The sequence below is a fragment of the Auraticoccus cholistanensis genome (genome assembly GCF_009742705.1).
GTDB lineage: Bacteria > Actinomycetota > Actinomycetes > Propionibacteriales > Propionibacteriaceae > Auraticoccus > Auraticoccus cholistanensis.
Genome location: NZ_WPCU01000007.1, coordinates 276880 through 299433 on the forward strand (window position 1 = coordinate 276880; position 22554 = coordinate 299433).

At 73.6% G+C, this 22554-nt stretch carries 19 protein-coding genes; 6 read left to right on the forward strand and 13 right to left on the reverse strand.

Going from position 1 to position 22554, the window contains the following annotated elements:
* Positions 1 to 2: 2 nt before the first annotated feature.
* Positions 3 to 1136, reverse strand: a complete 1134-nt coding sequence (locus GC722_RS19310) for a neutral zinc metallopeptidase (protein WP_156610469.1) — start codon at positions 1134 to 1136, stop codon at positions 3 to 5.
* 98 nt (positions 1137 to 1234) lie between these two features.
* Here GC722_RS19310 and GC722_RS12295 point away from each other — a divergent pair, with 98 nt between their 5' ends.
* Entirely contained in the window at positions 1235 to 2935 is a 1701-nt protein-coding gene (locus tag GC722_RS12295; RefSeq protein ID WP_156610472.1) for a DUF2207 family protein, read from the forward strand.
* Between the two features lie 28 nt (positions 2936 to 2963).
* Here GC722_RS12295 and GC722_RS12300 read toward each other — a convergent pair whose 3' ends face one another.
* From GC722_RS12300 to GC722_RS12320, 5 genes are all read right to left on the reverse strand, one after another.
* Positions 2964 to 4544 (reverse strand): polyamine aminopropyltransferase, encoded by a 1581-nt coding sequence (locus GC722_RS12300; protein WP_197430100.1) that lies wholly within the window; start codon positions 4542 to 4544, stop codon positions 2964 to 2966.
* The gene (locus GC722_RS12305; RefSeq protein ID WP_156610474.1) at positions 4541 to 4774 is read right to left on the reverse strand and encodes a DUF350 domain-containing protein; all 234 of its coding nucleotides are present in this window, start codon (positions 4772 to 4774) and stop codon (positions 4541 to 4543) included. The genes GC722_RS12300 and GC722_RS12305 overlap by 4 nt, the downstream gene beginning before the upstream one ends.
* Positions 4775 to 4802: 28 nt before the next feature.
* The gene (locus GC722_RS12310) at positions 4803 to 5495 is read right to left on the reverse strand and encodes a hypothetical protein (protein WP_156610476.1); all 693 of its coding nucleotides are present in this window, start codon (positions 5493 to 5495) and stop codon (positions 4803 to 4805) included.
* On the reverse strand, positions 5495 to 5839 hold the full coding sequence (locus tag GC722_RS12315; protein WP_156610478.1) for an S-adenosylmethionine decarboxylase family protein: 345 nt from the start codon (positions 5837 to 5839) through the stop codon (positions 5495 to 5497). Before GC722_RS12315 ends, GC722_RS12310 begins: the two co-directional genes overlap by 1 nt.
* Positions 5840 to 5905: 66 nt before the next feature.
* Positions 5906 to 7333: a glycine hydroxymethyltransferase gene (locus tag GC722_RS12320; protein ID WP_331714758.1), complete on the reverse strand. Its 1428-nt coding sequence runs from the start codon at positions 7331 to 7333 to the stop codon at positions 5906 to 5908.
* Here GC722_RS12320 and GC722_RS12325 point away from each other — a divergent pair.
* The 4 genes from GC722_RS12325 to GC722_RS12340 are packed head-to-tail and all read left to right on the forward strand — an operon-like array spanning position 7332 to position 12159.
* Positions 7332 to 8237 carry a sulfite exporter TauE/SafE family protein gene (locus tag GC722_RS12325; RefSeq protein ID WP_156610481.1) on the forward strand — a complete coding sequence of 302 codons (906 nt, stop codon included), beginning with the start codon at positions 7332 to 7334 and terminating at the stop codon, positions 8235 to 8237. The two genes, GC722_RS12320 and GC722_RS12325, sit on opposite strands and share 2 nt — an antisense overlap.
* Before the next feature lie 52 nt (positions 8238 to 8289).
* Positions 8290 to 9267: a TIGR03885 family FMN-dependent LLM class oxidoreductase gene (locus GC722_RS12330; protein WP_156610482.1), complete on the forward strand. Its 978-nt coding sequence runs from the start codon at positions 8290 to 8292 to the stop codon at positions 9265 to 9267.
* A gap of 5 nt (positions 9268 to 9272) precedes the next feature.
* Positions 9273 to 10946, forward strand: coding sequence for an alpha-amylase family protein (locus tag GC722_RS12335; RefSeq protein ID WP_331714754.1), 1674 nt, complete (start codon positions 9273 to 9275; stop codon positions 10944 to 10946).
* A gap of 52 nt (positions 10947 to 10998) precedes the next feature.
* Positions 10999 to 12159: a pyridoxal phosphate-dependent aminotransferase gene (locus tag GC722_RS12340; RefSeq protein ID WP_331714755.1), complete on the forward strand. Its 1161-nt coding sequence runs from the start codon at positions 10999 to 11001 to the stop codon at positions 12157 to 12159.
* A 64-nt stretch (positions 12160 to 12223) separates the two neighbouring features.
* Here the strand turns inward: GC722_RS12340 and GC722_RS12345 are convergent, their stop codons facing one another.
* From GC722_RS12345 to GC722_RS12360, 4 genes are all read right to left on the reverse strand, one after another.
* Positions 12224 to 13036 carry a DUF559 domain-containing protein gene (locus tag GC722_RS12345; protein ID WP_197430104.1) on the reverse strand — a complete coding sequence of 271 codons (813 nt, stop codon included), beginning with the start codon at positions 13034 to 13036 and terminating at the stop codon, positions 12224 to 12226.
* A gap of 52 nt (positions 13037 to 13088) precedes the next feature.
* A complete protein-coding gene (rlmB, locus tag GC722_RS12350) occupies positions 13089 to 14048 on the reverse strand; it encodes a 23S rRNA (guanosine(2251)-2'-O)-methyltransferase RlmB (protein WP_156610484.1) in 960 nt (319 codons plus the stop codon).
* Positions 14048 to 15460 carry a cysteine--tRNA ligase gene (gene cysS / locus GC722_RS12355; protein WP_331714756.1) on the reverse strand — a complete coding sequence of 471 codons (1413 nt, stop codon included), beginning with the start codon at positions 15458 to 15460 and terminating at the stop codon, positions 14048 to 14050. Before cysS ends, rlmB begins: the two co-directional genes overlap by 1 nt.
* A gap of 152 nt (positions 15461 to 15612) precedes the next feature.
* Positions 15613 to 18141, reverse strand: coding sequence for a polysaccharide lyase family 8 super-sandwich domain-containing protein (locus tag GC722_RS12360; RefSeq protein WP_156610487.1), 2529 nt, complete (start codon positions 18139 to 18141; stop codon positions 15613 to 15615).
* A 73-nt stretch (positions 18142 to 18214) separates the two neighbouring features.
* On the opposite strand from GC722_RS12360, the gene GC722_RS12365 reads away from it, so the two are divergent.
* Complete coding sequence (locus tag GC722_RS12365; RefSeq protein WP_156610489.1) at positions 18215 to 18976, forward strand: SDR family NAD(P)-dependent oxidoreductase; 762 nt, start codon at positions 18215 to 18217, stop codon at positions 18974 to 18976.
* An 18-nt stretch (positions 18977 to 18994) separates the two neighbouring features.
* On the opposite strand, the gene GC722_RS12370 is transcribed toward GC722_RS12365, so the two are convergent.
* The 3 genes from GC722_RS12370 to GC722_RS12380 all read right to left on the reverse strand — a co-directional run bounded on the left by GC722_RS12370 (position 18995) and on the right by GC722_RS12380 (position 22507).
* Positions 18995 to 20353, reverse strand: a complete 1359-nt coding sequence (locus GC722_RS12370; protein ID WP_331714757.1) for a DUF4032 domain-containing protein — start codon at positions 20351 to 20353, stop codon at positions 18995 to 18997.
* 105 nt (positions 20354 to 20458) lie between these two features.
* Positions 20459 to 21574, reverse strand: a complete 1116-nt coding sequence (locus GC722_RS12375) for an ABC transporter ATP-binding protein (protein WP_156610490.1) — start codon at positions 21572 to 21574, stop codon at positions 20459 to 20461.
* 147 nt (positions 21575 to 21721) lie between these two features.
* On the reverse strand, positions 21722 to 22507 hold the full coding sequence (locus GC722_RS12380; protein ID WP_408609314.1) for an LLM class F420-dependent oxidoreductase: 786 nt from the start codon (positions 22505 to 22507) through the stop codon (positions 21722 to 21724).
* Positions 22508 to 22554: the final 47 nt, after the last annotated feature.

Here is a 22554-nt window from a genome sequence, read left to right on the forward strand (position 1 = left end):
CGTCACTCCACCTCGCCCGAGGGGGCGGTGAAGGTGTTGCAGGAGGACAGCGCGGTCGTCTCCCAGCCCCGCTCGCCCCACAGCTGGCGGCTCGCGCCGCGACCGTGGTTGCCCACGACGTCCGGGTCGCCGCTGAGCTGGTCGTCGCCGATGTTGAACAGCGCCTGCTCCATGGCGGCGAAGTCCTGGTCGGTGAGCTGCAGCGACTGGTGGGTGGAGTTGAAGAAGGTGCCGGCGAAGCAGTCGGCCTGGACCTCGAGCCGGCGGCTGATCTCGAGCTGGGCGTCCTCGTCGTCGATGTTCGCCATCAGGATGTGGGCGGGCAGCAGCAGGTTGGTGCGGGCCTGCACGTTGTGGCCGTACTCGTGCGCCATCACCAGCTCCGCGATCCTCGGCTCCCGCAGGTCGGGCAGGTACTCGAACATCAGCGTCGAGAAGTAGACCGCCTGGTCGGCCGGGCAGTAGAAGGCGTTGACGGCCTCCGCGCCCTCCATCGAGCCGCACCCGGAGGTGACCTGGTCGCGGTAGATGGTCACCGGCGGACGCACCTCGACGTAGCCGGCGGCGCTGGTGGGCGGCTGCCAGGCCCGCGTCAGGCAGGCCATCTGCTCGGTGAAGTAGGCGTCCAGCTCCCGGTCGCTCATCTGCGCCGGCTCGCCGGGCGGCAGCTCGCAGCGCACCGGCTCGGGCATCTGCTGGCTGTACAGCGGGTTCTCCTCCAGGGCGGCGTAGGCCTCCTCGAAGGTGGTCGGGTAGGCCGGCAGCTCCGGCGGGCTCGAGGTCTCCGGCGGGACCTGGTAGTCCTCGTTGGCCCACGCGACGTCGCTGCTGCTCCCCACCCCGGAGACGTTCACGGCGATGAGCCCGAGCAGCGCCACCACGGCGAGCGCGCTCATGGCCAGGAACAGCGTGCGCAGCGGGTTGGGACGCTGCGGCGCCCGCGGCGGCGGGAAGGTCGGCCCGGGGGCCCCGCCGGTGGGCTGTCCCCAGACGGGCTGGCCGGGCCACTGCGCCGGCGGGCGCCCGCGCTGCGGGCCGGGCGCCGGCCACTGCGGCTGCCCCCACGGTGCGGGCGGGTTGCTCCACTGCTGAGCCGGGCGCTGACGCGGTGGCTGACCCCAGGGCGATTGCGTCACGGCCGCCACACTAGCCGACGGGTGGTCCCCGCCGGTGGGCCTGGTCCGGCTATCGTGTCGGCCACCAGGCACCTCGACGACACGACCGGAGGCCCCGAGTGAGCGCAACCAACCTGGCGACCCCGCCCCGCCTGGGGACGAGGACCCGGGCGGTCCTGGTCGCCCTGCTGGCGCTGCTGCTGGCCGCCGTGGCCCTGCCCGCCCGCGCCGAGGGGCACGCCGCCCTGGTCGACCTCGAGGTGAGCGTGCAGCCCGACGGCGCGGTCCGGGTGGAGCACACCCTGACCTTCGACGGCGAGGTGCCGGCCGAGGTGACCCAGCGGGTCGCGCTGCTGGAGAACGCCCTGGGCGACCGGCAGTACGTCTACCGGGTGGCCGACGTCACCGCCGAGGGCGTCACCGCGCAGGTGGAGGAGTCCTCCGACGCCGTCACCATCACGCTGCCCACCGAGGGCGTCACCGACACCCTCAGCTGGGGCTACACCGTCACCGGTGCGAGCTTCTCCGCCGGCGACTCCACGCAGCTGCGCTGGCGCGTGCTGCAGGGGCTGTCGGTGAGCGTTGGGGAGGTGACCGGCCGGGTCAGCCTGCCCGGGCTGCCGGAGGACTTCCAGTGCCTCAGCGGGCCGCCGGAGGGCGTCAGCCCCGGCGTCTGCCGCTTCTCCGCCGCCGGCACCGACGACTACCCGCAGCCGCAGTTCGGCGACAGCGCCCGCGGCCAGGGCGAGATGGTGCTGCTGCAGATCACCGTGCCGTCCGCGGCGGTGGCCGTCAACGAGCAGGTCGAGCGCCGCTGGACGCTGGGCGGGGCCTTCTCGGCCGACCCGCTGCCGCTGGCCCTGGCCCTCGGCGCCCTGGTGCTCGGCGGGCTGGTGCTGTACACCCTGCACCGCCGTGCCGGCCGCGACGCCGCGGCGGGGCAGCCGGTGCGGGTGGCCGAGTTCCGCCCCACCGGCGACAACCAGGCCGAGTTCTCGCTGCTGACCCAGGTCCGCCCCGGCCAGGTCGGCACCGTGGTCGACGAGCGGGTCGACCCCATCGACGTCACCGCCAGCCTGATCGACCTGGCCGTGCGCGGGCACCTGGTCATCGAGGAGCTGCCCCGGGCGGAGTTCGCCCGCACCGACTGGCGGATCCGGCGCACCGGCGCCCCCGAGACCGACCTGGCCGGGTTCGAGAAGAGCCTGCTGGCGGCGCTGACCCCGGCCGAGGGCCGCGACGGCGTGCTGGTCTCCGAGATCGGACCGACCCTGACCCCGCACATCGCCGACGTGCAGGACCGGCTCTACGACGACGTCGTCAGCAGCGGCTGGTTCGAGCACCGCCCCGACAGCACCCGCACCGTCTGGCGCACCGCCGGCGTGGTCGCGCTGGTCGTCGCCGTGGTCGCCACCGTGCTGCTGGTCGCCTTCACCACCTTCGGCCTGCTCGGGCTCGCCCTGCTCGCGCTGGCCCTCGGGCTGGCCTTCGTGGGCCAGGAGATGCCGTCGCGCACGGCGGCCGGCGCCAGCCTGCTGGCCGGGCTGGCCACGCTGCGCACCGAGCTGCTCCAGGAGCCGACCGACCGGATGCCTCCGGGCCGGGAGCTGCGCGAGCTGTCGGAGGTGCTGCCCTACGCGATCGTGCTGGGCGGGCGTGACCGCTGGATCGACGCCATCGTGCGCACCGACGACGACGACACCGCCGACTCCAACGAGCTGTCGTGGTACCACGGGCCCGAGAACTGGCACCTGCGCCACCTGCCCGAGTCGCTGAAGAACTTCATCTCGACCGTCTCGGGCAACCTCTTCGCCCGCTGAGCCTCCCGGCGCCGAGCCGCAGGACGCGTCAGTAGCGCCACTGCCACATGTCGCGGGCGTAGGTGGTCACCACACGCGGGTGCAGCAGGGTCGACACCTCGGCGTCCCACCCCGCGGCGGGGTCGCCGCCGGAGGCGTCCCGCGGCAGCCGGGTGGTCGCCCGCAGCGACTCCGCGTCGTGGAAGCGCAGCCCCTCCGGCAGCGGGGAGCGGGTGAGCAGGCCCGGCACCTGGCCCGGCTCCGGGTCGACGACCACCCCGCCGGGTCCTTGGGGCAGGGCCAGTACGAAGCCCCACTCGCCGAAGGAGGGCACGTTGACCGACAGCGGCACCACCGTGCGCTGCGGCATGGCGGCCAGCACGGTCGCCGCGATCTGGCGGTGCGCGCCCGGGGTGAAGTAGGAGGAGGTGGCCTGGGTGGCGAACACGCCGCCGGGGGCGAGCCGCTGCGCCACCCGGGCGTACATCTCGCGGGAGTACAGCTTGGCCACCCGCCCGTCGGAGGGGTCGACCAGGTCGGCGAGCACCACGTCGGCCGGCGGGTGCGGCTCACCCAGCCAGACGAAGGCGTCGGCGTTGACCACCTCGACGCGGGGGTCGTCCAGCGAGTGCTGGTTCGCCTCCGCCACCAGCCGGTTCTCCCGGGCCAGCGTGGTCACCGCGGGGTCCAGGTCGACGACGGTCACCCGCTCCACGTCGGGGTGGCGCAGCACCTCCCGCGCCAGCATCCCGTCCCCGCCGCCGAGCACGACCACCGAGCGAGGCCGGTCCACCGAGGTGAGCGCGGCGTGGGCCAGCGTCTCGTGGTAGCGGGCCTCGTCCACGGTCGAGAACTGCAGCTGGTCGTCGAGCCACAGCCGGGTGTCGGGGCCGTAGGCGGTCAGCACGACCCGCTGGTAGCCGGTGGTCTCCTGGTGCACCACCGGGTCGGTGTACTGGCGGGCCACCGCCATCCGCTCCAGCGAGGAGCTGCCCACGAACAGCGCCAGCAGCAGCACCAGCGCGAGCACCGACAGCAGGTTCCAGCGGGTCCGCAGCCCCATCCGCCACAGCATGAAGAGCGCGACGGCGACGTTGAGCAGGGCCACCGTGACCGCCGTCCGCGCCAGGCCGAGGGTGGGCAGCAGCAGGAACGGGAACAGCAGCGAGGCGACGAGCGCCCCGAAGTAGTCCAGGGCCAGCACCTTCGACAGCAGGTCCACCGACTCCTCGCGTCCGCTGGCCCGCACCAGCGACACCAGCAGCGGGATCTCGACGCCGATCCCCACCCCGATGGCGAGCGAGAGGGCCACGTAGACCACCCAGTAGGCGTCGGTGGCGGCGAAGCTCCAGTGCACCAGCAGCACCGAGCTGCCGCCCAGCAGCGCCAGCAGCACCTCGTTGCGGACGAAGTTCAGCCCGGGGTCGGAGGCGAGCCGGGCGGCCAGCAGCGACCCCAGCCCCATGCCGAACAGCGTCAGCCCGGTGGCGAGGGAGAAGGCGACCACCGAGCTGCCGAACAGGTAGGAGGCGGTCGTGCCCAGGATCAGCTCGTAGACGATGCCCCCGACGGCGACCAGCAGGGCGGCGGCGAAGACCGTCGCCCGGTCGAGCTGCCCGCGCCGGGTCACGGGGACATGATGGTGCCGGCGATGATGACGCCGATGGCCACCGCGAAGCCGGCGATCATGATGCCGAACGCCACGTTGTGCTCCTGCACCAGCTCCCGGTGCAGCTGCAGCCGGAACAGCTTGTTCACCACCACGATGGTCAGCACCATCAGCACGATGCCCAGCACGGAGTACACCACCGTCGACAGCAGGGCGGCGAGGTCGAGGGCGGACGAGGTCTGCTCGTTCATGGACGGTCTCCGATCGTGAGGTGGGTGGTCACTTGCCGACGCCTCCGCCGCCGCCCCCGCCGTAGCCGGTGCGGCAGTCGGTGGTGGTCTGGCCCGACCGCGGCGTGCAGTCGCGCGGGGAGAGGCACGAGCTGAGGACGCCCAGGCCCAGGACCACCAGCACGAGCAGGGCGACGACCAGCTTGCGCAGGTCGTAGGGGGCGACCCGGCGTCCGAAGTGGTGCTTCTGGGCCTTGACGTCCAGCGTGGTGGCGGCGTAGGTGTCGATCACCCGGTCGTCGAACTTCTCCACCACCGCCCGGTGCGGACCGCCGACCTCGGACAGCTCGGCGTAGGCGACCTGCTGCCCGGTGGTGATGTCGTAGGTGAAGGCGCCGTCGAGGAACGCGATGGTCCCGGCACCGACCTCGCGGACGACCCAGCGCCGGGGGGTGCCGTCCACCGTGAGGTCGAGCTGCTGGTGCAGCCGCAGCCGGGTGGGGTCGACCGGCGGCTCGCTGCGGGCCGGCCAGTAGAGGGACACCTGCCGGGAGTGGTGGTCGTACTCGACCCAGAAGTCCAGGTCCTCGTAGCCGAGCAGCTCCCACTCCTCCCAGGAGTAGGTCCTGCCGTCCTCGGGGTCGCGCTCGGTGTAGACGGCGACGCCGTTGGGCAGCGAGCGCCACGGCGGGTCGCCGATCAGGTAGCGGCCCAACTTCATCCGGGCCTTGGGACGCGCCACTACACCAGCTCCCGCAGCTCGACCCGGTCCGCGGCCAGACCCTCCCGGACCAGGGCCGCGGTCGCGGCGCCGAAGTCGGGATCGGGCGGCCGGCAGGTGGTCAGCGTCAGGTACGCGGTACCCGCCTCCGGCCAGGTGTGGGCCGCGATGTGGGACTCCGCCAGCAGCACCGCCAGGCTCAGCCCCTGCGGGCTGAACCGGTGCGCGGTCTCGGCCACCGGGGTGAGCCCGGCCTCGCCGACCACCCGGGCCAGCAGCCGCTGCACCAGCTCCAGGTCGTCGAGCCGGGCCGGGTCGGCGCCGGAGACCTCGAACAGGTGCACGGTGTTGCGGGGCGGGACCACCGGTCTCCTCCTACGACGGGACGGACAGCCCCCGAGGGTAGCGGCGGCGGGGGTCGGCCGCCGGGCTCAGAGCTCCAGGCCGGGGTAGAGCGGGTTGGCCTCGAGCAACTCGGCGATCCGGGCCCGGGTGGAGCCGGCGACCCCGTCGGCCAGCACGTACTTCGCCTTGCCCGGCTGGCCGCTGCTGGCCGTGGCCGGGGTGGTGCTGGACAGCACCGAGGTGATCAGGTCCGCGACCTGCTCGAACTCGGCCGCGCCGAACCCGCGCGAGGTCAGCGCCGGGGTGCCCAGCCGGACGCCGGAGGTGTACCAGGCGCCGTTGGGGTCGTTGGGGACGGCGTTGCGGTTGGTCACCACACCGGCCTCCAGCAGCGCGGACTCGGCCTGCCGCCCGGTCAGCCCGTAGCCGCTGACGTCGAGCAGCACGAGGTGGTTGTCGGTGCCGTCGGTGACCAGCTTGGCGCCGCGGCGCATCAGCCCGTCGGCCAGCGTCTTGGCGTTGTCGGCCACCTGCTGGGCGTAGGCCTGGAAGGACGGCTGACGGGCCTCGGCCAGGGCCACCGCCTTGGCGGCCATCACGTGCGACAGCGGGCCGCCGAGCACCATCGGGCAGCCGCGGTCGACGCTGGGGGCGTACTCCTCGGTGGCCAGCACCAGCCCGCCGCGCGGACCCCGCAGCGACTTGTGGGTGGTGGTGGTGACGACGTGGGCGTGGGGCACCGGGTCCTCGTCGCCGGTGAACACCTTGCCGGCCACCAGGCCGGCGAAGTGGGCCATGTCGACCATGAAGGTGGCACCGACCTCGTCGGCGATCTCACGCATCCGGGCGAAGTCGATCCGGCGGGGGTAGGCGGAGTAGCCCGCGATCAGGATCAGCGGCTTGAACTCCCGAGCCATCGCGGCCACCTGGTCGTAGTCGACCAGGCCGGTGCCGGGGTCCGTGCCGTAGGAGCGCTGGTGGAACATCTTGCCCGAGATGTTGGGGCGAAAGCCGTGGGTGAGGTGGCCGCCGGCGTCCAGGCTCATGCCGAGCATGCGCTGCTCGCCGAACTTCTTCCGCAGCACCTCCCAGGCGTCCTCGGAGAGCTCGTTGACCTGGCGGACGCCCGCCTCGGCCAGCTCGGGCTGCTCGACGCGGTGGGCCAGGATCGACCAGAACGCCACCAGGTTCGCGTCGATCCCGGAGTGTGGCTGGGCGTAGGCGTACTCGGCGCCGAAGAGCTCGCGCGCGTGCTCGGCGGCCACCGACTCGACGGTGTCGACGTTCTGGCAGCCGGCGTAGAAGCGGTGCCCGACGGTGCCCTCGGCGTACTTGTCGCTGAGCCAGTTGCCCATCGTCAGCAGCACGGCGGGGGAGGCGTAGTTCTCCGAGGCGATGAGCTTCAGCGAGGCGCGCTGGTCGGTCAGCTCGCTGCGGATCGCGCCGGCGATGCGCGGCTCCACGGACTCCACCACCTGCAGGGTGGCGCGGTAGGCGTCGTTGATCGTCGGGATGAGGGGATCGGTCACCGGTACTCCTGGTCGAGGCTGGCGGACGCCCCAGGGTACCGCCGCCCTCCGGTACAGTCCGGCACCGTCCGAGGGTCCGCGCTGGACCTTCCCGGCGGAGGAGGCCACCACGTCCGCAGAGCTGCTCGGCCTGGAGCTCACCCCTGCCCAGGCCCTCCTGGCCTGGTCGCTGCTGGCCCTCGCCGCGGTCGGGGTGGGGTTCGCCAAGACGGCCATCGGCGGGGTCGGCACCCTCGCCGTGGCGCTGTTCGCCCTCGTGCTGCCGGCCCGGGAGTCCACCGCGGCGCTGCTGCTGGTGCTGATCATCGGCGACGTGCTGGCCGTGCTGCGCTACCACCGCGACGTGGACTGGCGTCTGATCCGCGGGCTGGTGCCCGGCCTGCTGCCCGGGCTGCTGCTGGGGACGGCGCTGCTGGCCGTGGTCAGCGACGTCGGGCTGCAGCGGGGGATCGGCGCGATCCTGCTGGTGCTGACGCTGCTGCAGCTCGTGCTGCGCTGGCGGCGTCCCGCACCCGAGGGCGACCCGCGCCCGTGGCCCTGGCCGGCCCGGCTGGGGGTCGGCACCGCCGCCGGCGCGACCACCATGGTGGCCAACGCCGCCGGGCCGGTGATGACGCTGTACCTGCTCGGGCAGGGGGTGGACAAGCGGCGCTTCATCGGCACCAACGCCTGGTTCTTCCTCGGCATCAACCTGTGCAAGGTGCCGTTCAGCGTCGGGCTCGGGCTGCTGGAGTGGCGGCTGCTGCTGCTCGCCCTGGTGCTGGCCCCGGGGGTGCTGCTGGGGGCCTTCATCGGCACCCGGCTGATCCGCCGCATCCCGCAGCGGGCCTTCGAGCTGGCGGTGCTGGGAGCGGCCACCGTCAGCGCCGTGGTGCTGCTGGTCTCCTGACCGCGGGCACGCCCCGCCGCCGCGCGGCGCGGCGGTGTGCTTCGCTGGTGCCATGACCCGCATCGGCTTCCACGCGTCCCACGAGCAGGTCGCGCCGCGCCAGCTGCTCTCCGACCTGCAGCACGCCGAGCAGGCCGGCTTCCAGATGGGGATGTGCTCCGACCACCTCTTCCCGTGGAGCGAACGGCAGGGCCACTCCGGCTACGCCTGGTCCTGGCTGGGTGCCGCGCTGGCCACCACCGGGCTGGAGCTCGGCGTGGTCAGCGCCCCCGGCGAGCGCTACCACCCGGCCGTCGCCGCCCAGAAGATCGCCACCCTGGGCGAGATGTTCCCCGGACGGTTCTGGGTGGCGCTGGGCAGCGGGCAGGCGCTCAACGAGCACGTGACCGGCGCCCGCTGGCCGGCCAAGGACGTCCGCGACCGCCGCCGCGACGAGTGCGTCGACGTCATCCGCCGGCTGCTGGCCGGTGAGGAGGTCAGCCACGACGGCCTGGTCACCGTCGACCGGGCGCGGGTGTGGGAGCGGGCCGAGCCGGTGCCGCTGCTGGTCGCGCCGGTGGTCTCGGTGGCCTCGGCGTCCCGCGTCGCCGCCTGGGCCGACGGGCTGATCACCATCAACCAGCCGCCCGAGCAGCTGCAGCAGGTGCTGGCGGCCTACCGCGAGGCGGGCGGACGCGGCCGGGCCTCGCTGCAGGTGCACCTGTCCTGGGCCCGCACCGAGGAGGAGGCCGAGGCGCTGGCGGTGGACCAGTGGCGCACCAACGTGTTCAGCGAGCCGGTCATCTGGGACACCGCGACCGCGGCCGGCTTCGACGCCATGGCCGAGCACGTCGGGCCGGCGTCGGTGGCCCAGGCCGTCCGGATCTCGGCCGAGCCCGGCCAGCACGCGGCCTGGCTGGCCGAGTACGCCGAGCTGGGCTTCGACGACCTCTACCTGCACCACGTCGGGCAGCAGCAGCAGGAGTTCCTCGACGTCTTCGGCGAGCAGGTGCTGCCGCAGCTGGCCGGCAGCTCGCCGGCCGTTCGGTGAGCGACGTGCGGGTCACCGACACCAGCGACCTGTGGTGGAAGAGCGCGGTCATCTACTGCCTCGACGTCGAGACCTTCCTCGACGCCGACGGGGACGGCATCGGCGACCTGCAGGGGTTGTCGCGGCGCATCGACTACCTCGCCGAGCTGGGGATCAGCTGCCTGTGGCTGATGCCGTTCTACCCCAGCCCCGACCGTGACGACGGCTACGACGTCACCGACTTCTACGGCGTCGACGCCCGGCTGGGCGACCACGGCCGGCTGGTGGAGGTCGTGCGCACCGCCCACGACCGCGGCATCCGGGTGATCGTCGACCTGCTGATCAACCACACCTCCGACCAGCACCCGTGGTTCGTCTCCGCCCGCAGCAGCACCGACAGCCCCTACCGCGACTACTACGTCTGGCGCGACACCGAACCGCCCGACACCTCCGCCCAGGTGGTCTTCCCCGACCAGGAGGACTCGATCTGGACCCGCGACGAGGCCACCGGCGAGTGGTACCTGCACCACTTCTACCGCCACCAGCCCGACCTCAACGTGGGCAACCCGGCGGTGGTGGAGGAGATCCTGCGGGTGGTCGGGTTCTGGCTCGAGCTCGGCATCGACGGCTTCCGGGTCGACGCCGTGCCCTACTTCGTGCAGGACGTCGACACCGCCGCCGACGAGCAGCTGGCCGGGGACCCGCACGCCGTGCTGCGCGAGCTCCGCGCCTACACCGCCCGGCGCAAGGGGGACGCGGTGCTGCTGGGGGAGGTCAACCTGCCCCACGAGCAGCAGCTGGCCTACTTCGGCGGGGACCGCGGCGACGAGCTGAACCTGCTGTTCGACTTCATCACCATGCAGGCCACCTACCTCTCGATGGCCCGCGGGGACGCCGCCCCGCTGGCCAGGGCGCTCTCGGAGCGGCCGGTCGTCCACCCGGCCTGCCAGTGGGCGACCTTCCTGCGCAACCACGACGAGCTGACCCTGGACAAGCTGTCGGAGGAGGAGCGCCAGGAGGTCTTCGCCGCCTTCGGGCCCGAGGAGGAGATGCAGGTGTACGGCCGCGGGCTGAAGCGCCGGCTGCCGCCGATGGTCGACGGCGACCCCCGGCGGGTCCGGCTGGCCTACTCGCTGCTCTTCTCGCTGCCCGGCACGCCGGCGCTCTACTACGGCGAGGAGATCGGGATGGGGGAGGACCTCGCGGCGCCCGGGCGGATGGCGGTGCGGACCCCGATGCAGTGGGGTCCCGGGCCCAACGGCGGCTTCTCCTCCGCCGAGCCCGAGCAGCTGGTGCAGCGGGTGGTGCCCGACGGCTACGGCCCCGAGCACGTCAACGCCGACGCCCAGCTGCACGACCCCGACTCCCTCTTCAGCTTCGTGCGCTCCCTCGTCTCCGCCCGCCGCAGCTGCCCCGAGCTGGGGTGGGGCCGCTTCAGCGTGGTCGAGCAGGACGCCCGCCAGGTGCTGGTCCACCGCTGCGACCTCGACGAGTCCTCGGTGGTGGCGGTGCACAACCTGGGGTCCGAGCCGGTCGGCGTGCGGCTCCCGGTGACCGGGCCCGACGACGGCCTGGAGCTGGTGGACGTCCTCAGCCACGAGCGGGTGGCCGTCGCCGGCACCGGAGCCGAGCTCGCCCTGCCGGGGTACGGGCACCGGTGGCTGCGGCTGCGCCGCGCGGGCTCGCTCGACCTGCCGTGAGCCCGACGCGCCCCTGCCGGTGGTGCCCGGGCGGGTGTGAGAACGTGGGGCGGTGACATCCACAGAGCCCCTCGTCGAGCGGATGCGCGGGTTCGGCACCACCGTCTTCGCGGAGATGTCGGTGCTGGCGGCCCGCACCGGTGCCCTGAACCTCGGGCAGGGGTTCCCCGACACCGACGGCCCGCCCGAGGTGCTGGAGGCCGCCGTCCGGGCGGTCCGCGACGGCGTCAACCAGTACCCGCCCGGCCTGGGGCACCTGGTGCTGCGCGAGGCCGTCAGCCGCCACCAGTCGGAGTGGTACGGGCTGGACTACGACCCCGAGACCGAGGTGCTGATCACCACCGGCGCGACCGAGGGCGTGTCGGCGGCGCTGCTTGCGCTCTGCGAGCAGGGCGACGAGGTGGTGGCCCTCGACCCGACCTACGACTCCTACGCCGCGGCGGCGACCATGGCCGGTGCGGTGCTGCGCCCGGTGACCCTGCACCCGCCGGACTTCGCCCTCGACCTGGACGCCGTCCGGGCGGCGGTCGGGCCGCGGACCCGGGTGCTGCTGGTCAACAGCCCCCACAACCCCACCGGCCGGGTGCTCACCGAGCAGGAGCTGCAGGGGCTGGCCGACATCGCGGTGGAGCACGACCTGTGGGTGCTCTGCGACGAGGTCTACGAGCACCTGACCTTCGACGGCCGCGTGCACCGGCCGCTGGCCACCTTCCCCGGGATGCGGGAGCGGACCCTGCAGGTCTCCTCGGCCGGCAAGACGTTCTCGGTCACCGGCTGGAAGATCGGCTGGCTGTGCGCCCCGCCGCAGCTGGTGCGGGCGGTCAACGCCACCAAGCAGTTCCTCACCTTCTCCGGCGGCGCGCCGTTCCAGCCGGCGGTGGCGGTGGGCCTGGGGCTGCCCCGGGAGCACTTCGCCTCGGTGGCGGCCACCCTGCAGGCGGGCCGGGACCTGCTCAGCGAGGGGCTGCGGGCGGCCGGGCTGGAGGTCTTCCGCCCCGAGGGCACCTACTTCGTGATCGCCGACATCGCCGCCATCGGCGAGCGGGACGGGGTGGAGTTCTGCCGCTCGCTGCCCGCCCGGATCGGTGTGGTCGCCGTCCCGGCGCAGGTGTTCTACGCCGACCCGGCCTCGGCCGCCACCCTCGTCCGGTTCGCCTTCTGCAAGCGCCCCGAGGTGCTGGCCGAGGCCTCCGAGCGGCTCAGCCGGCTCTGACCCCGAACCTTTCTGTCACCAGATCCACCGCTGTGCCTATATAGGCAGAGCGGCGGATCTGGTGTCAGATCCGTCGGCGGTGCAGCCGGCGCCGCAGGATGTCCTCCAGCGCCCGCCGGGTCGCCTCCCACTCGTGGAAGACCTGGGCGTAGGTCAGCCGGGTCACGGTGTACCCGGCGCGGCGCAGCTCGAGGTCCCGACGGCGGTCCTCGGCGTACTGCTCGGTGCCGGTGTGGTGGGTGACGCTGTCCAGCTCGATCACCCAGCTCCGGCCCACCAGCAGGTTGACGCGCCCCACCCCGGGCACCTGCACCTGCGGCTGCACCCGCACGTGGCGGCTCTCCAGCCACAACCGCACCACCGTCTCGGTGCCCGACTGCGACCCCCGTCGCACCCGGAGCAACGGCCGGCGCCAGGTCTCGGGCAGGTCCTCGACCAGGGCCGCCACCTCGGGCAGCCCCAGCAGACCGAGGTTGATCGCCGACTCCAGGAGGACGGCCGAGCCCGGGACGCCCAGGCAGCGCACCGCGTGCAGCAGCGTCAGGTCGAGCGGCAGCAGGTGCCGGTCGTCCACCCAGCGGCGCACCACCGGTGCGTGCCCGACCAGCCCGGCGGGAGCCCGCCGGGTCCGCAGCGCCGCCACGTGGGTGCCCGAGTGCGGCGGAACCCACAGACCGTGCTCCCGGGCCGCCGTGGCGCAGGTCAGCCGGCAGTTCTGCCGCAGAGCCGCCACCACCCGGGCGTCCGCCCCCGGCCCGGCAAACCACCCCGCTCCCAGGGCGCGGTAGCCGGCGGCCTCGAGCCCCGCACGCGCCTGGGCAGCCGTCAGCCCGGCGGCCCGGAGGGCGGCCAGCTTGACCACCGGTGGCAGGTGCACCCGCCCAGACCAGCACGTCCGCCGCCGCGGCGGCGGCGGTCGTCCACAGGGCTCAGCTGCGCTGGCGGGAGATCTCGTAGAGGGCGATGCCGGCGGCCACGCCGGCGTTCAGCGACTCCACCTCGTTGGCGATCGGGATGGAGACCAGCACGTCGCAGGCCTCGCGGACCAGCCGCGACAGGCCCTCGCCCTCGCTGCCCACCACCAGCACCAGCGGCTCGCTGGCCGCGGGCAGCGCCGCGACGTCGGTCGTGCCCTCGCCGGCCAGCCCGGCCAGGGTGAACCCGGCGTCGGCGAAGGCCCGCAGGCTGCGGTTGAGGTTGGTCGCCCGGGCGATCGGCAGCCGGGCGGCCGCGCCCGCCGAGGTCTTCCAGGCGGCGGCGGTCATCCCGGCCGCGCGGCGTTCCGGGATCAGCACGCCGACCGCCCCGAAGGCCGCCGCCGAGCGCACCACGGCGCCGAGGTTGCGGGGGTCGGTGACGTGGTCCAGGGCCACCACGAGCGAGGACGGTCCCGCCTCGACCGCGAGGGCCAGCAGGTCGTCGGGGTGGGCGTAGGTGTACTCGGGCAGCTGCAGCGCCACACCCTGGTGCACGGCGCCACCGGTCAGCCGGTCCAGCTCGCCGCGGGTGACCTGCAGCATCGGGGTGCTGCGCTCGGCGGTGATCCGGAGGATGTCGCGAAGCCGGTCGTCGCGCTCGGCGCCCTCGGCGACGTAGGCGGTGCGGACCGGGATCTCGGCCTGCAGCGCCTCCAGCACGGGGTTGCGTCCGGCCACCCACTCCGGCCCGGCGCCGGGGCGCCCGGTCTTCGACGGCGCGGGCCGGCTGCCGGTGCCGCCCTGGCGCCGGCTGGCGGCCTGCTTGGCCTTGTAGGCCTTGTGGTAGGGACGGTCTTCCGCCTTCGGCGTGGGTCCCTTGCCCTTGAGGGCGCGGCGGACCCGCCCGCCGCTGCCCGCGGCCTTGCTGGGGCCGCGTGACCCGGCGTTGCGTCGCTGGCTGTTGCCCGGCATCAGTGCTCCTTGCTCCCGGCCAGCGACCACTCGGGTCCGCTGGGGGTGTCGGTGATCGCGATCCCGGCCGCGGCCAGGGTGTCGCGGACGGCGTCGGCGGTCGCGAAGTCGCGGGACGCGCGGGCCTGCGCCCGCTGCTCCAGCAGGGTGCGGACCAGGGCGTCCACCACGGGGGTGAGGTCGTCGGAGCCGCCCTGGCCCCAGACCGGGTCGTCGGCGCGCAGCCCCAGGACGTCCAGCATGGCCCGGACCTCGCCGAGCAGCCGCGCGGCGGTGGCCTGGTCGCCCCGCTCGAGGGCCACGTTGCCGTCGCGGACGGCGCCGTAGAGGACGGCCAGCGCCCCGGGCGTGCCGAGGTCGTCGTCCATCGCGGCGACGAAGTCGTCGGGGACCGTCCCCTGCTGCTCGCCGACGGCGCGGGTGGCCCGCTCGACGAAGCCGTCCACGCGCCCCAGCGCTGCGGTCGCCTCGGCCAGCGAGGTGTCGGACCACTCGACCGTGGAGCGGTAGTGCGGGCCGAGCAGGTAGAAGCGCACCGCCCGCGGCGGGTAGGCCTTCGTCACCTCCGACACCAGGGCGCCGTTGCCGAGGGACTTGCTCATCTTCTCCCCGGCCGCGGTCACCCAGGCGTTGTGCATCCACAGCCGGGCGAAGGGACGTCCGGCCGCGCGCGACTGGGCGAGCTCGTTCTCGTGGTGGGGGAAGCGCAGGTCCAGCCCGCCGCCGTGGATGTCGAACTCGTCGCCCAGGTACTTGCCCGCCATCGCCGAGCACTCCAGGTGCCAGCCGGGGCGCCCGCGTCCCCACGGCGAGGGCCAGGAGGCGCTCAGCGGCTCGCTGGGCTTGTGACCCTTCCACAGCGCGAAGTCGCGGGGGTCGCGCTTGCCGCGGGGGTCGGCGTCGGCGGCCGGCTCCATGTCGTCGAGCCGCTGCCCGGACAGCTCGCCGTAGGCGGGCCAGGAGCGGACGTCGAAGTAGACGTCGCCGGAGCCGTCCTCGGCCGGGTAGGCGTGGCCCCGCTCGACGAGCTGCTGCACCAGCTCCAGCATCTCCGGCACGTGCCCCGTGGCCCGCGGCTCGTAGCTGGGCGGCAGGCAGCCGAGGGCGGCGTAGGCGGCGTGCAGCTCGCGCTCGAACCGGTAGGCGTGCACGAACCAGGGCACGCCCGCCTCGGCGGACTTGGCCAGGATCTTGTCGTCGATGTCGGTGACGTTGGCCACCACGGTGACGGCGAGGCCGTGCCAGGTCAGCCAGCGCCGCAGCACGTCGAAGACGACCTCCTTGCGGATGTGGCCCAGGTGCGGCGACGACTGCACCGTCAGCCCGCAGTGGTAGATCGACACCTCGCCCTCACGCATCGGGACGAAGTCCCGGATCTCGTGGGTGGCGGAGTCGTACAGGCGCAGGCTCACCGGTGCAGTCTAGGCACTCCGGCGCCGGGGCGCGGCCACCGCGGGCCGCCGCGCGGCAGCGGTCGGGCACGGTGCGGGTTCCGGAACACCAGCTTGCTGCACGCCACCTGCTGCAGCGGTCCTCCCGGCCGCGTCAGCGGCCCGGCTGACGCTCAGCGTGGACGCAGCGTCGCGGTGACGCTCCGCCCGTACTGCTGGTGGACGTCCACCGAGAGCCGGGTGCCGCCGCCGGGCGCGGGGGTGGCGCGCACCCGCCGGTCGGAGCGCACCAGCCGCAGGGGCTCGGCCAGCACCACGTCGACGCGCCGGCGGGAGGTGGTCGGCTCGGCCACGGCCACCTCCACCTGCGAGCCGCTGCGGCGCACCAGCACGGCCGCCGGTCCCTCGACCTCGACCCCGCCGGCCCGGTGGCGTCCGGAGCCGAAGGTGTTGACGCCGGTGAGCCCGGTGCCCGCGTGCTCCACCGCCTGCACCGCGGTGGTGTTGGCCAGCACCCGCAGCGTCTGGGCGGCGTAGCCGTCCAGCGCGGCCTCGTCGGCGCCGGGGACCAGCGCCCAGGCCAGCGACTGCTCGGAGCCGGCCGGGGTGCGCACCTCGACGCCGTAGACGGTGCGGGTGGCGGTGGTCGCGGGGTTGGACAGCCGCACCACCCGCCGGCTGGCCCGCACCGGGGCGCAGCGGACGTCGACCTCGGGGGTCTGCAGCAGCACCTGCCCGACCGCGGCGCCGGTGCTGCGGTCGCTCCAGCGCACCCAGGCCAGGTCCGCCCGTCCGGGGCCGGTCCAGCGGCCGCCGTCGCGCAGCCGCCCGACCACCTCGACGTCGGCGGAGACGGTGCTGCGCCGGTCCAGCGTGGTCAGCACGTCGCGGCCCGCGGGGTCGGAGACGCCGGCGGCCAGCAGCACGACCTCCTCGTCGAGCATGAACCACGAGCGGGTGGCGCGGGCGGCGGCCCAGGTGCGCAGGTCCTCCGGCAGCAGCCCGCGACCGGCGTCGCGGTGGGCGACGTCGTCGGAGAGCACCATCGCCGCCGAGCCGTAGCCGCCCAGCCGGGCCCCGCCGGAGTGGGCGGAGGTGGCGACGGGGAAGTAGACGTAGGTGTTCTGCGACTCCGAGGAGGAGGTGAAGCCCAGCGGGTGGTCGGGGGCCTCGTACCAGCTGGTGCCGTAGAGGTCGGGGACGCTGCGCCGCTGCTCGACCGGGGCCACCACGCCGGGGAGCTGGGCCGGGTCGACGGTGACCAGGTGGTCGACCCCGAAGGTGCGGTTCTGGTCCTCACCGGAGAGGTAGAGGTGGTGGGCGCCGTCGCCCTGGAACCAGGGGAGCAGGTTCTCCCCGTTCATGTACTCGTACTTGCTGATCCGCTCCGAGCTCCGCGAGAGCGCGAAGGCCCAGCCGGGCCGGCGGTGCACGTCGCGCTCCATGGCGGCGAAGGTGCTGTGGGAGGTGGCCGGGACCAGGTCGGCCGGGACGACCTCGGGGTCGGCGAGCACCTCGGCGTGGCGGGCGGTGCTCAACGGGGAGGCGAAGCTCGCCGGGTTGATCGCGCTGCCGGCGGCCGTGCTGAGGAACTTCACCCAGCTCCGCAGCGCGGCGGCCTCGGCGCCGGTGCTGAGCTCGGCCAGGTCGACGACCGCCTCGACCACCGCGGCGACGTCGGTGTAGCCGGTGGTGGTGCGGCTGACCGCGCGGCCCTTGACCGCCTCCATCATCCAGCCCTCGAAGACGACGGGGGCGAAGCCGTCGCGGACCCAGTGCTGCACCACCTGCACCAGCTCGGCGCCGGTGGCCCAGGAGGTTCCCTGCAGCACCGCGATGGTCTGCACCACGCGGGCCAGCAGCGCCTTGCCGTAGGAGCCGGTGTAGGCCACCGAGTGGTGCTGGATGAACGACCCGTCCGCGTAGTGGCCGTCGGTGACCCCGTGCTGCAGGGCGTAGGGGTCGATGGTGGCGTAGACGGTCAGCTGGTTGCCCAGCGCCGCCCCGACCCGCTGGACGTCACCGGTGAGGGCGCCCTGCAGGATCCGGTTGGTGGTGATGTCGGCCAGGTTGGCCCCGGTGTGGAAGCGGGAGTCGAGGTCGACGTCGCCGTCCTCGCCGTTGCGCAGGTAGGCGTCCATGGTGGCGACGAGGTCGTCCAGCAGCCCCGGCCGGGCCGGCAGCCGGTGCGCCAGCAGCACCAGGGTCCGGGTCAGCGCGCTGGGGATGCCGATCTCCCAGTTGAACCAGTTGCCGTAGTAGCCGCGGTCCTGGTCGGCCAGGTGGGTGGCGTGCAGCCAGGCCACGGCGTCCAGCACGCGGTCCTGGGTGGCGGTGTCGTCGACCAGGTCCGAGCCGCTGCCGCGGAGCCGGGTCGCCTTGGCGACGTCCAGCAGCCAGGTGGCGGTGCGGGCCAGCAGCGCGTCGTCGGTGCCCAGCGGGACGTCGGCGAAGACCTCGTCCGGGCCGGCGGCGTCCATCGCCGCGAGCCGGGTGCGGGCGGTGGCGTCCATGCTGGCCAGCTTGGTGGCGACGGCGGGGGAGGCGTTGCTCTGCTCCGTCCCCACGAGCAGGTCGACGGTGTTGGCCAGCACCGTCGGCAGGTCGCCGGCGGAGTCGGCGTGGGCGGGCCAGGGGCAGGCGACGGTGAGCAGGCCGACGGCGGGGACGGCGGCGAGCAGGCTGCGGCGGCTGATCGGCATGGGGGTTCCTCGGCAGGGGGCGGGTCGGGGACCATCCCACCACTGTCAGCGCGTGATGACTAGGCTCCGAGGCATGCAGCTGACCTCGGCCGACGCCGTCCTGGTCACCGGCGGGGCCTCCGGGCTCGGGCTCGCCACGGCCCGCGCGCTGGCCGGCTCCGGCGCCGCCGTCGTGCTCGTCGACCTGCCCTCCTCGCCCGGGGCCGAGGTGGCGGCGGGCCTGCCACGGGCCGAGTTCGTGCCCGCCGACGTCCGTGACGAGGAGCAGGTGGAGGCGGCGGTGGACCGGGCGGCCGCGCTGGGGACGTTGCGGGTGGCGGTCAGCTGCGCCGGGGTCGCCACGCCGGGACGCATCCTGTCCCGCCGCGGGGTGCTCCCGCTGGAGGCCTTCCGCAGCGTGGTGGAGGTCAACCTGGTCGGCACCTTCAACCTGCTGCGGCTGGCGGCGGAGCGCATGAGCGGCAACGAGCCGCTCGACGGCGACCGCGGGCTGGTGGTGATGACGGCCAGCGTGGCCGCCTACGACGGCCAGGTCGGCCAGGCCGCCTACGCCAGCAGCAAGGGCGGCGTCGTGGCCCTCACCCTGACCGCGGCCCGTGACCTGGCCCAGCACGCCATCCGGGTGGCCACCATCGCGCCCGGGGTGATGGAGACGCCGATGATGGCCGGGCTCGGCGAGGAGGTCCGCTCCTCGCTCGAGGCGCTCGTGCCGCACCCGCCGCGGCTGGGACGGCCCGAGGAGTACGCGCTGCTGGTGGAGCAGCTGGTGGCCAACCCGCTGCTCAACGGCGAGGTGGTCCGCCTCGACGGCGCACTGCGGATGCCCCCGCGCTGAGCCTCTCGCGCGTGACGCTCAGCCCTTGCGGCGCAGGGCGTCGATGTCGAGGAAGGCGCCGGCGCGGACGTCGACCTGCTCCGCCTCGTCCTCCCAGGGGTCGTAGGGCTTGTCGTCGGCGTCCTCGGCGAAGCCCTGCGACGGGTCGTAGGGGTTGGCCAGCGCCCGCTCGGGCAGCGGTGCGGCGGTCATCGCCTCGTCCTCCAGGGTGCGCAGCACGTTCTCGACGTAGCCCCGGGCCGCGTCCATCAGCCCGATGTCGTAGCCGGCCTTCTCCGAGCTGTACCAGCGGTACTCCAGCACCTCGTGGAAGATCTCGGCGGCGTCCCGCTTGCCGCGCAGGTCGGCGGGGACGGCCGCCATCACCGGCTCGAAGCAGGTGGTCAGCCACTGGTGGGCCACGATCGCCTCGTCCGCACCCTGCTGGTCGGTGCGGGCCCGGAAGGTGTCGAGGTCGTTGAGCAGCCGCCTGGCCTGGTTCTCCTCGGTGTCCAGACCGGTCAGCCGCAGCAGCCGCCGCGAGTGGTGCCCGGCGTCGACCACCTTCGGCTGGATCCGCACCGTCGAGCCGTCGAGGTCGGTGGTGATGTCGAGCTCGGCCACGTCGAAGCCCAGCGCGTTGAGCCGGCGCACCCGGCCCTCGATCCGGTGCATCTCGGACTCGTCGAACTCCTCCACCCCGGTCAGCTCCGACCACAGCGCGGCGTAGCGGGACTCGATGGTGTCCACCAGCTGCTGCGGGTCCAGCGCCTCGTCCAGCAGCCCGCCGGCCTCCAGGTCGCAGAACTCGCCGAACAGGTTCGTCCGGGCGATGCTCAGGTCGTGGGCGCGCTGGCCGTCGGTGAGCTGCTCGTGCAGCTCACCGGTCTCCGCGTCGACGAGGTAGGCGGCGAAGGCGCCGGCGTCGCGGCGGAAGAGGCAGTTCGACAGCGAGACGTCGCCCCACAGGAACCCGCTCAGGTGCAGCCGGGCCAGCAGCACCACCATCGCGTCCAGCAGCCGGCTGACGGTCTCGGGCCGCACACCGGGGGAGAAGAGCGAGCGGTAGGGCAGCGAGAACCGCAGGTGCTGGGTGAGCAGCACCGGGTCCATCGGGCCGTCGGGGCCCATCCGGCCGGTCACCACGCCGACCGGGACCACCGAGGGGGTGTCGAGGCGCATCAGGTCGTGCAGCAGCCGGTACTCGTGCAGCGCGAGGTGCTCCAGCACCTCCTTGGCGGCGTAGACGTCGTTGCCGACGCGGATGAAGCGGACGACGTGGCGGGAGATGCCCCGGGGCAGCGCGACCAGGTGCTCGGTCGGCCAGGCCTCCAGGGGCGTCGACCACGGCAGCGGGATCAGGCGGGAGTCGGGCTTGGCCGAGAGGAATCGGGGCACCGCTCCAGTCTGCACCCTCCGCCCCCAGGGGCTCCCGGAACGCCACGAGGGCCCCGCCGGAGCGGGACCCTCGTGGGTGGTGCGAGCTGCTGCTGAGCGGTCGGCTCAGGCGACGCCGGCCGGGGTGGAGATGCGGTCCCCGGTCTTGTTGGAGAACACGTGGACGTGCTGCGGGTCGACCGCCAGCCGCACCTGGGCGCCGCGCGACGGAGGACGCCGCGAGGAGATCCGGGCCACGATCTGCTGGGCGGTGATCCGCTGGTCCTCGTTGAGACCCGACAGGGTGCCGTAGAGGTAGGCGTCGGCGCCCAGCTCCTCGACCACGGCCACGTCCAGACCGATGCCGTCGCCGCCCTCGGAGAGCTCGAAGACCTCCGGCCGGATGCCGACGGTCAGGTCGGTCTCGCCGCCGGCCTTGGCCAGGGTGTCGCGCGAGATCGGCACCAGGTAGTCGCCGACCATGACGCCACCGTCGGTGGCCTTGCCCTCGATCAGGTTCATGGCGGGCGAGCCGATGAAGCCGGCCACGAACAGGTTCTTGGGCGTGTCGTAGAGGGCCAGCGGGCTGTCGACCTGCTGCAGCACGCCGTCCTTCATCACCGCGACGCGGTCACCCATCGTCATGGCCTCGACCTGGTCGTGGGTCACGTAGACGGTGGTGACGCCCAGGCGGGACTGCAGGGCGGCGATCTGGGTGCGGGTGGACACGCGCAGCTTGGCGTCCAGGTTGGACAGCGGCTCGTCCATCAGGAACACCTGCGGCTGGCGGACGATGGCCCGACCCATCGCCACGCGCTGACGCTGACCACCGGAGAGGGCCTTGGGCTTGCGGTTGAGGAAGTCCTCCAGACCGAGCAGCTTGGCGGCCTCCATGACGCGCTGCTGGCGCTCGGCCTTCGGCACGTTCTGCATCTTGAGCGCGAAGCCCATGTTGTCCCCGACCGTCATGTGCGGGTACAGGGCGTAGTTCTGGAACACCATCGCGATGTCGCGGTCCTTGGGCGGCAGGTCGGTGACGTCGCGCTCACCGATGTGGATGGAGCCCGCGTTCACCTCCTCCAGACCGGCGAGCATCCGCAGGGACGTGGACTTGCCACACCCCGACGGGCCGACCAGGACCATGAACTCGCCGTCCCCGATCTCGAGGTTCAGCTTGTCGACGGCTGACTTGTCGGCGCCGGGGTAAACCCGAGTTGCGTCCTTGAAACTGACTGTGGCCATGCCACGCCTTCCTTTCACGGGCAGGTACGTGCCCGACGATCCGAGTGAATGGAGCAGGGTCAATCTGTCACAGGCCCTCGTGGGCGACAAGGGCCACGCCGCAGCTGCCTGCGAGCGATACCGGTTCGTGACCTTGCCCGGCGGTGCTCAGCGCGCCCGCGCGTTGACCTCGTCGCGCCAGGCCACGAGGTCGCGGACCTTGCCCAGGTCGGGGTCGGTCGTGGACCAGCCGACGGTGAACAGCCGCGTGCCGATGTCGTAGAGCTGCTGGGCCGCACCGGCGTAGTCGGCGACGTCCTCGGGCTGGCGGCCGGGGGTCGGGGCGACCCCGCTGGAGCGCTCGATCTCGCCCGGGTCGCGGCCGACCGAGGCGCACCACTCGTCCAGCACCCGGTTCTTGCGCACCAGGGTCTCCACGTCGCCGAAGGCGTGCCAGATGGTGGCGTGCTCGGCCACGATCCGCAGGGTCTTGCGCTCCCCGCCGCCGCCGATCATGACCGGCACCTCGCGGGTGGGCGGGGGGTTGAGCCGGGACCAGCGGTCGCGGATGACCGGCAGCGCCGCGGCCAGCGCGTCCAGCCGGCTGCCGGCGGTGCCGAACTCGTAGCCGTACTCGGTGTAGTCCCGCTCGGCCCAGCCGGACCCGATGCCGAAGATCAGCCGGCCGCCGCTGATGTGGTCGACGGTGCGGGCCATGTCGGCCAGCAGGTGCGGGTTGCGGTAGGAGAGGCAGCTGACCAGCGGACCGATCTCGACCCGCTCGGTGGACTCGGCGAGGGCGGCCAGCATCGTCCAGCACTCGAAGTGGGCGCCGTCGGGGTCGCCGTTGAGGGGGAAGAAGTGGTCCCAGTTGAAGATGACGTCGACCCCCATCTCCTCCAGGGTCGAGGCGGCGCGCCGCAGCTCGGCGTACTCGGCGTGCTGGGGCTGCACCTGGACGCCGATCCGGGCGGGACGGGGGTCGTGGCGGGTGGGCGGGG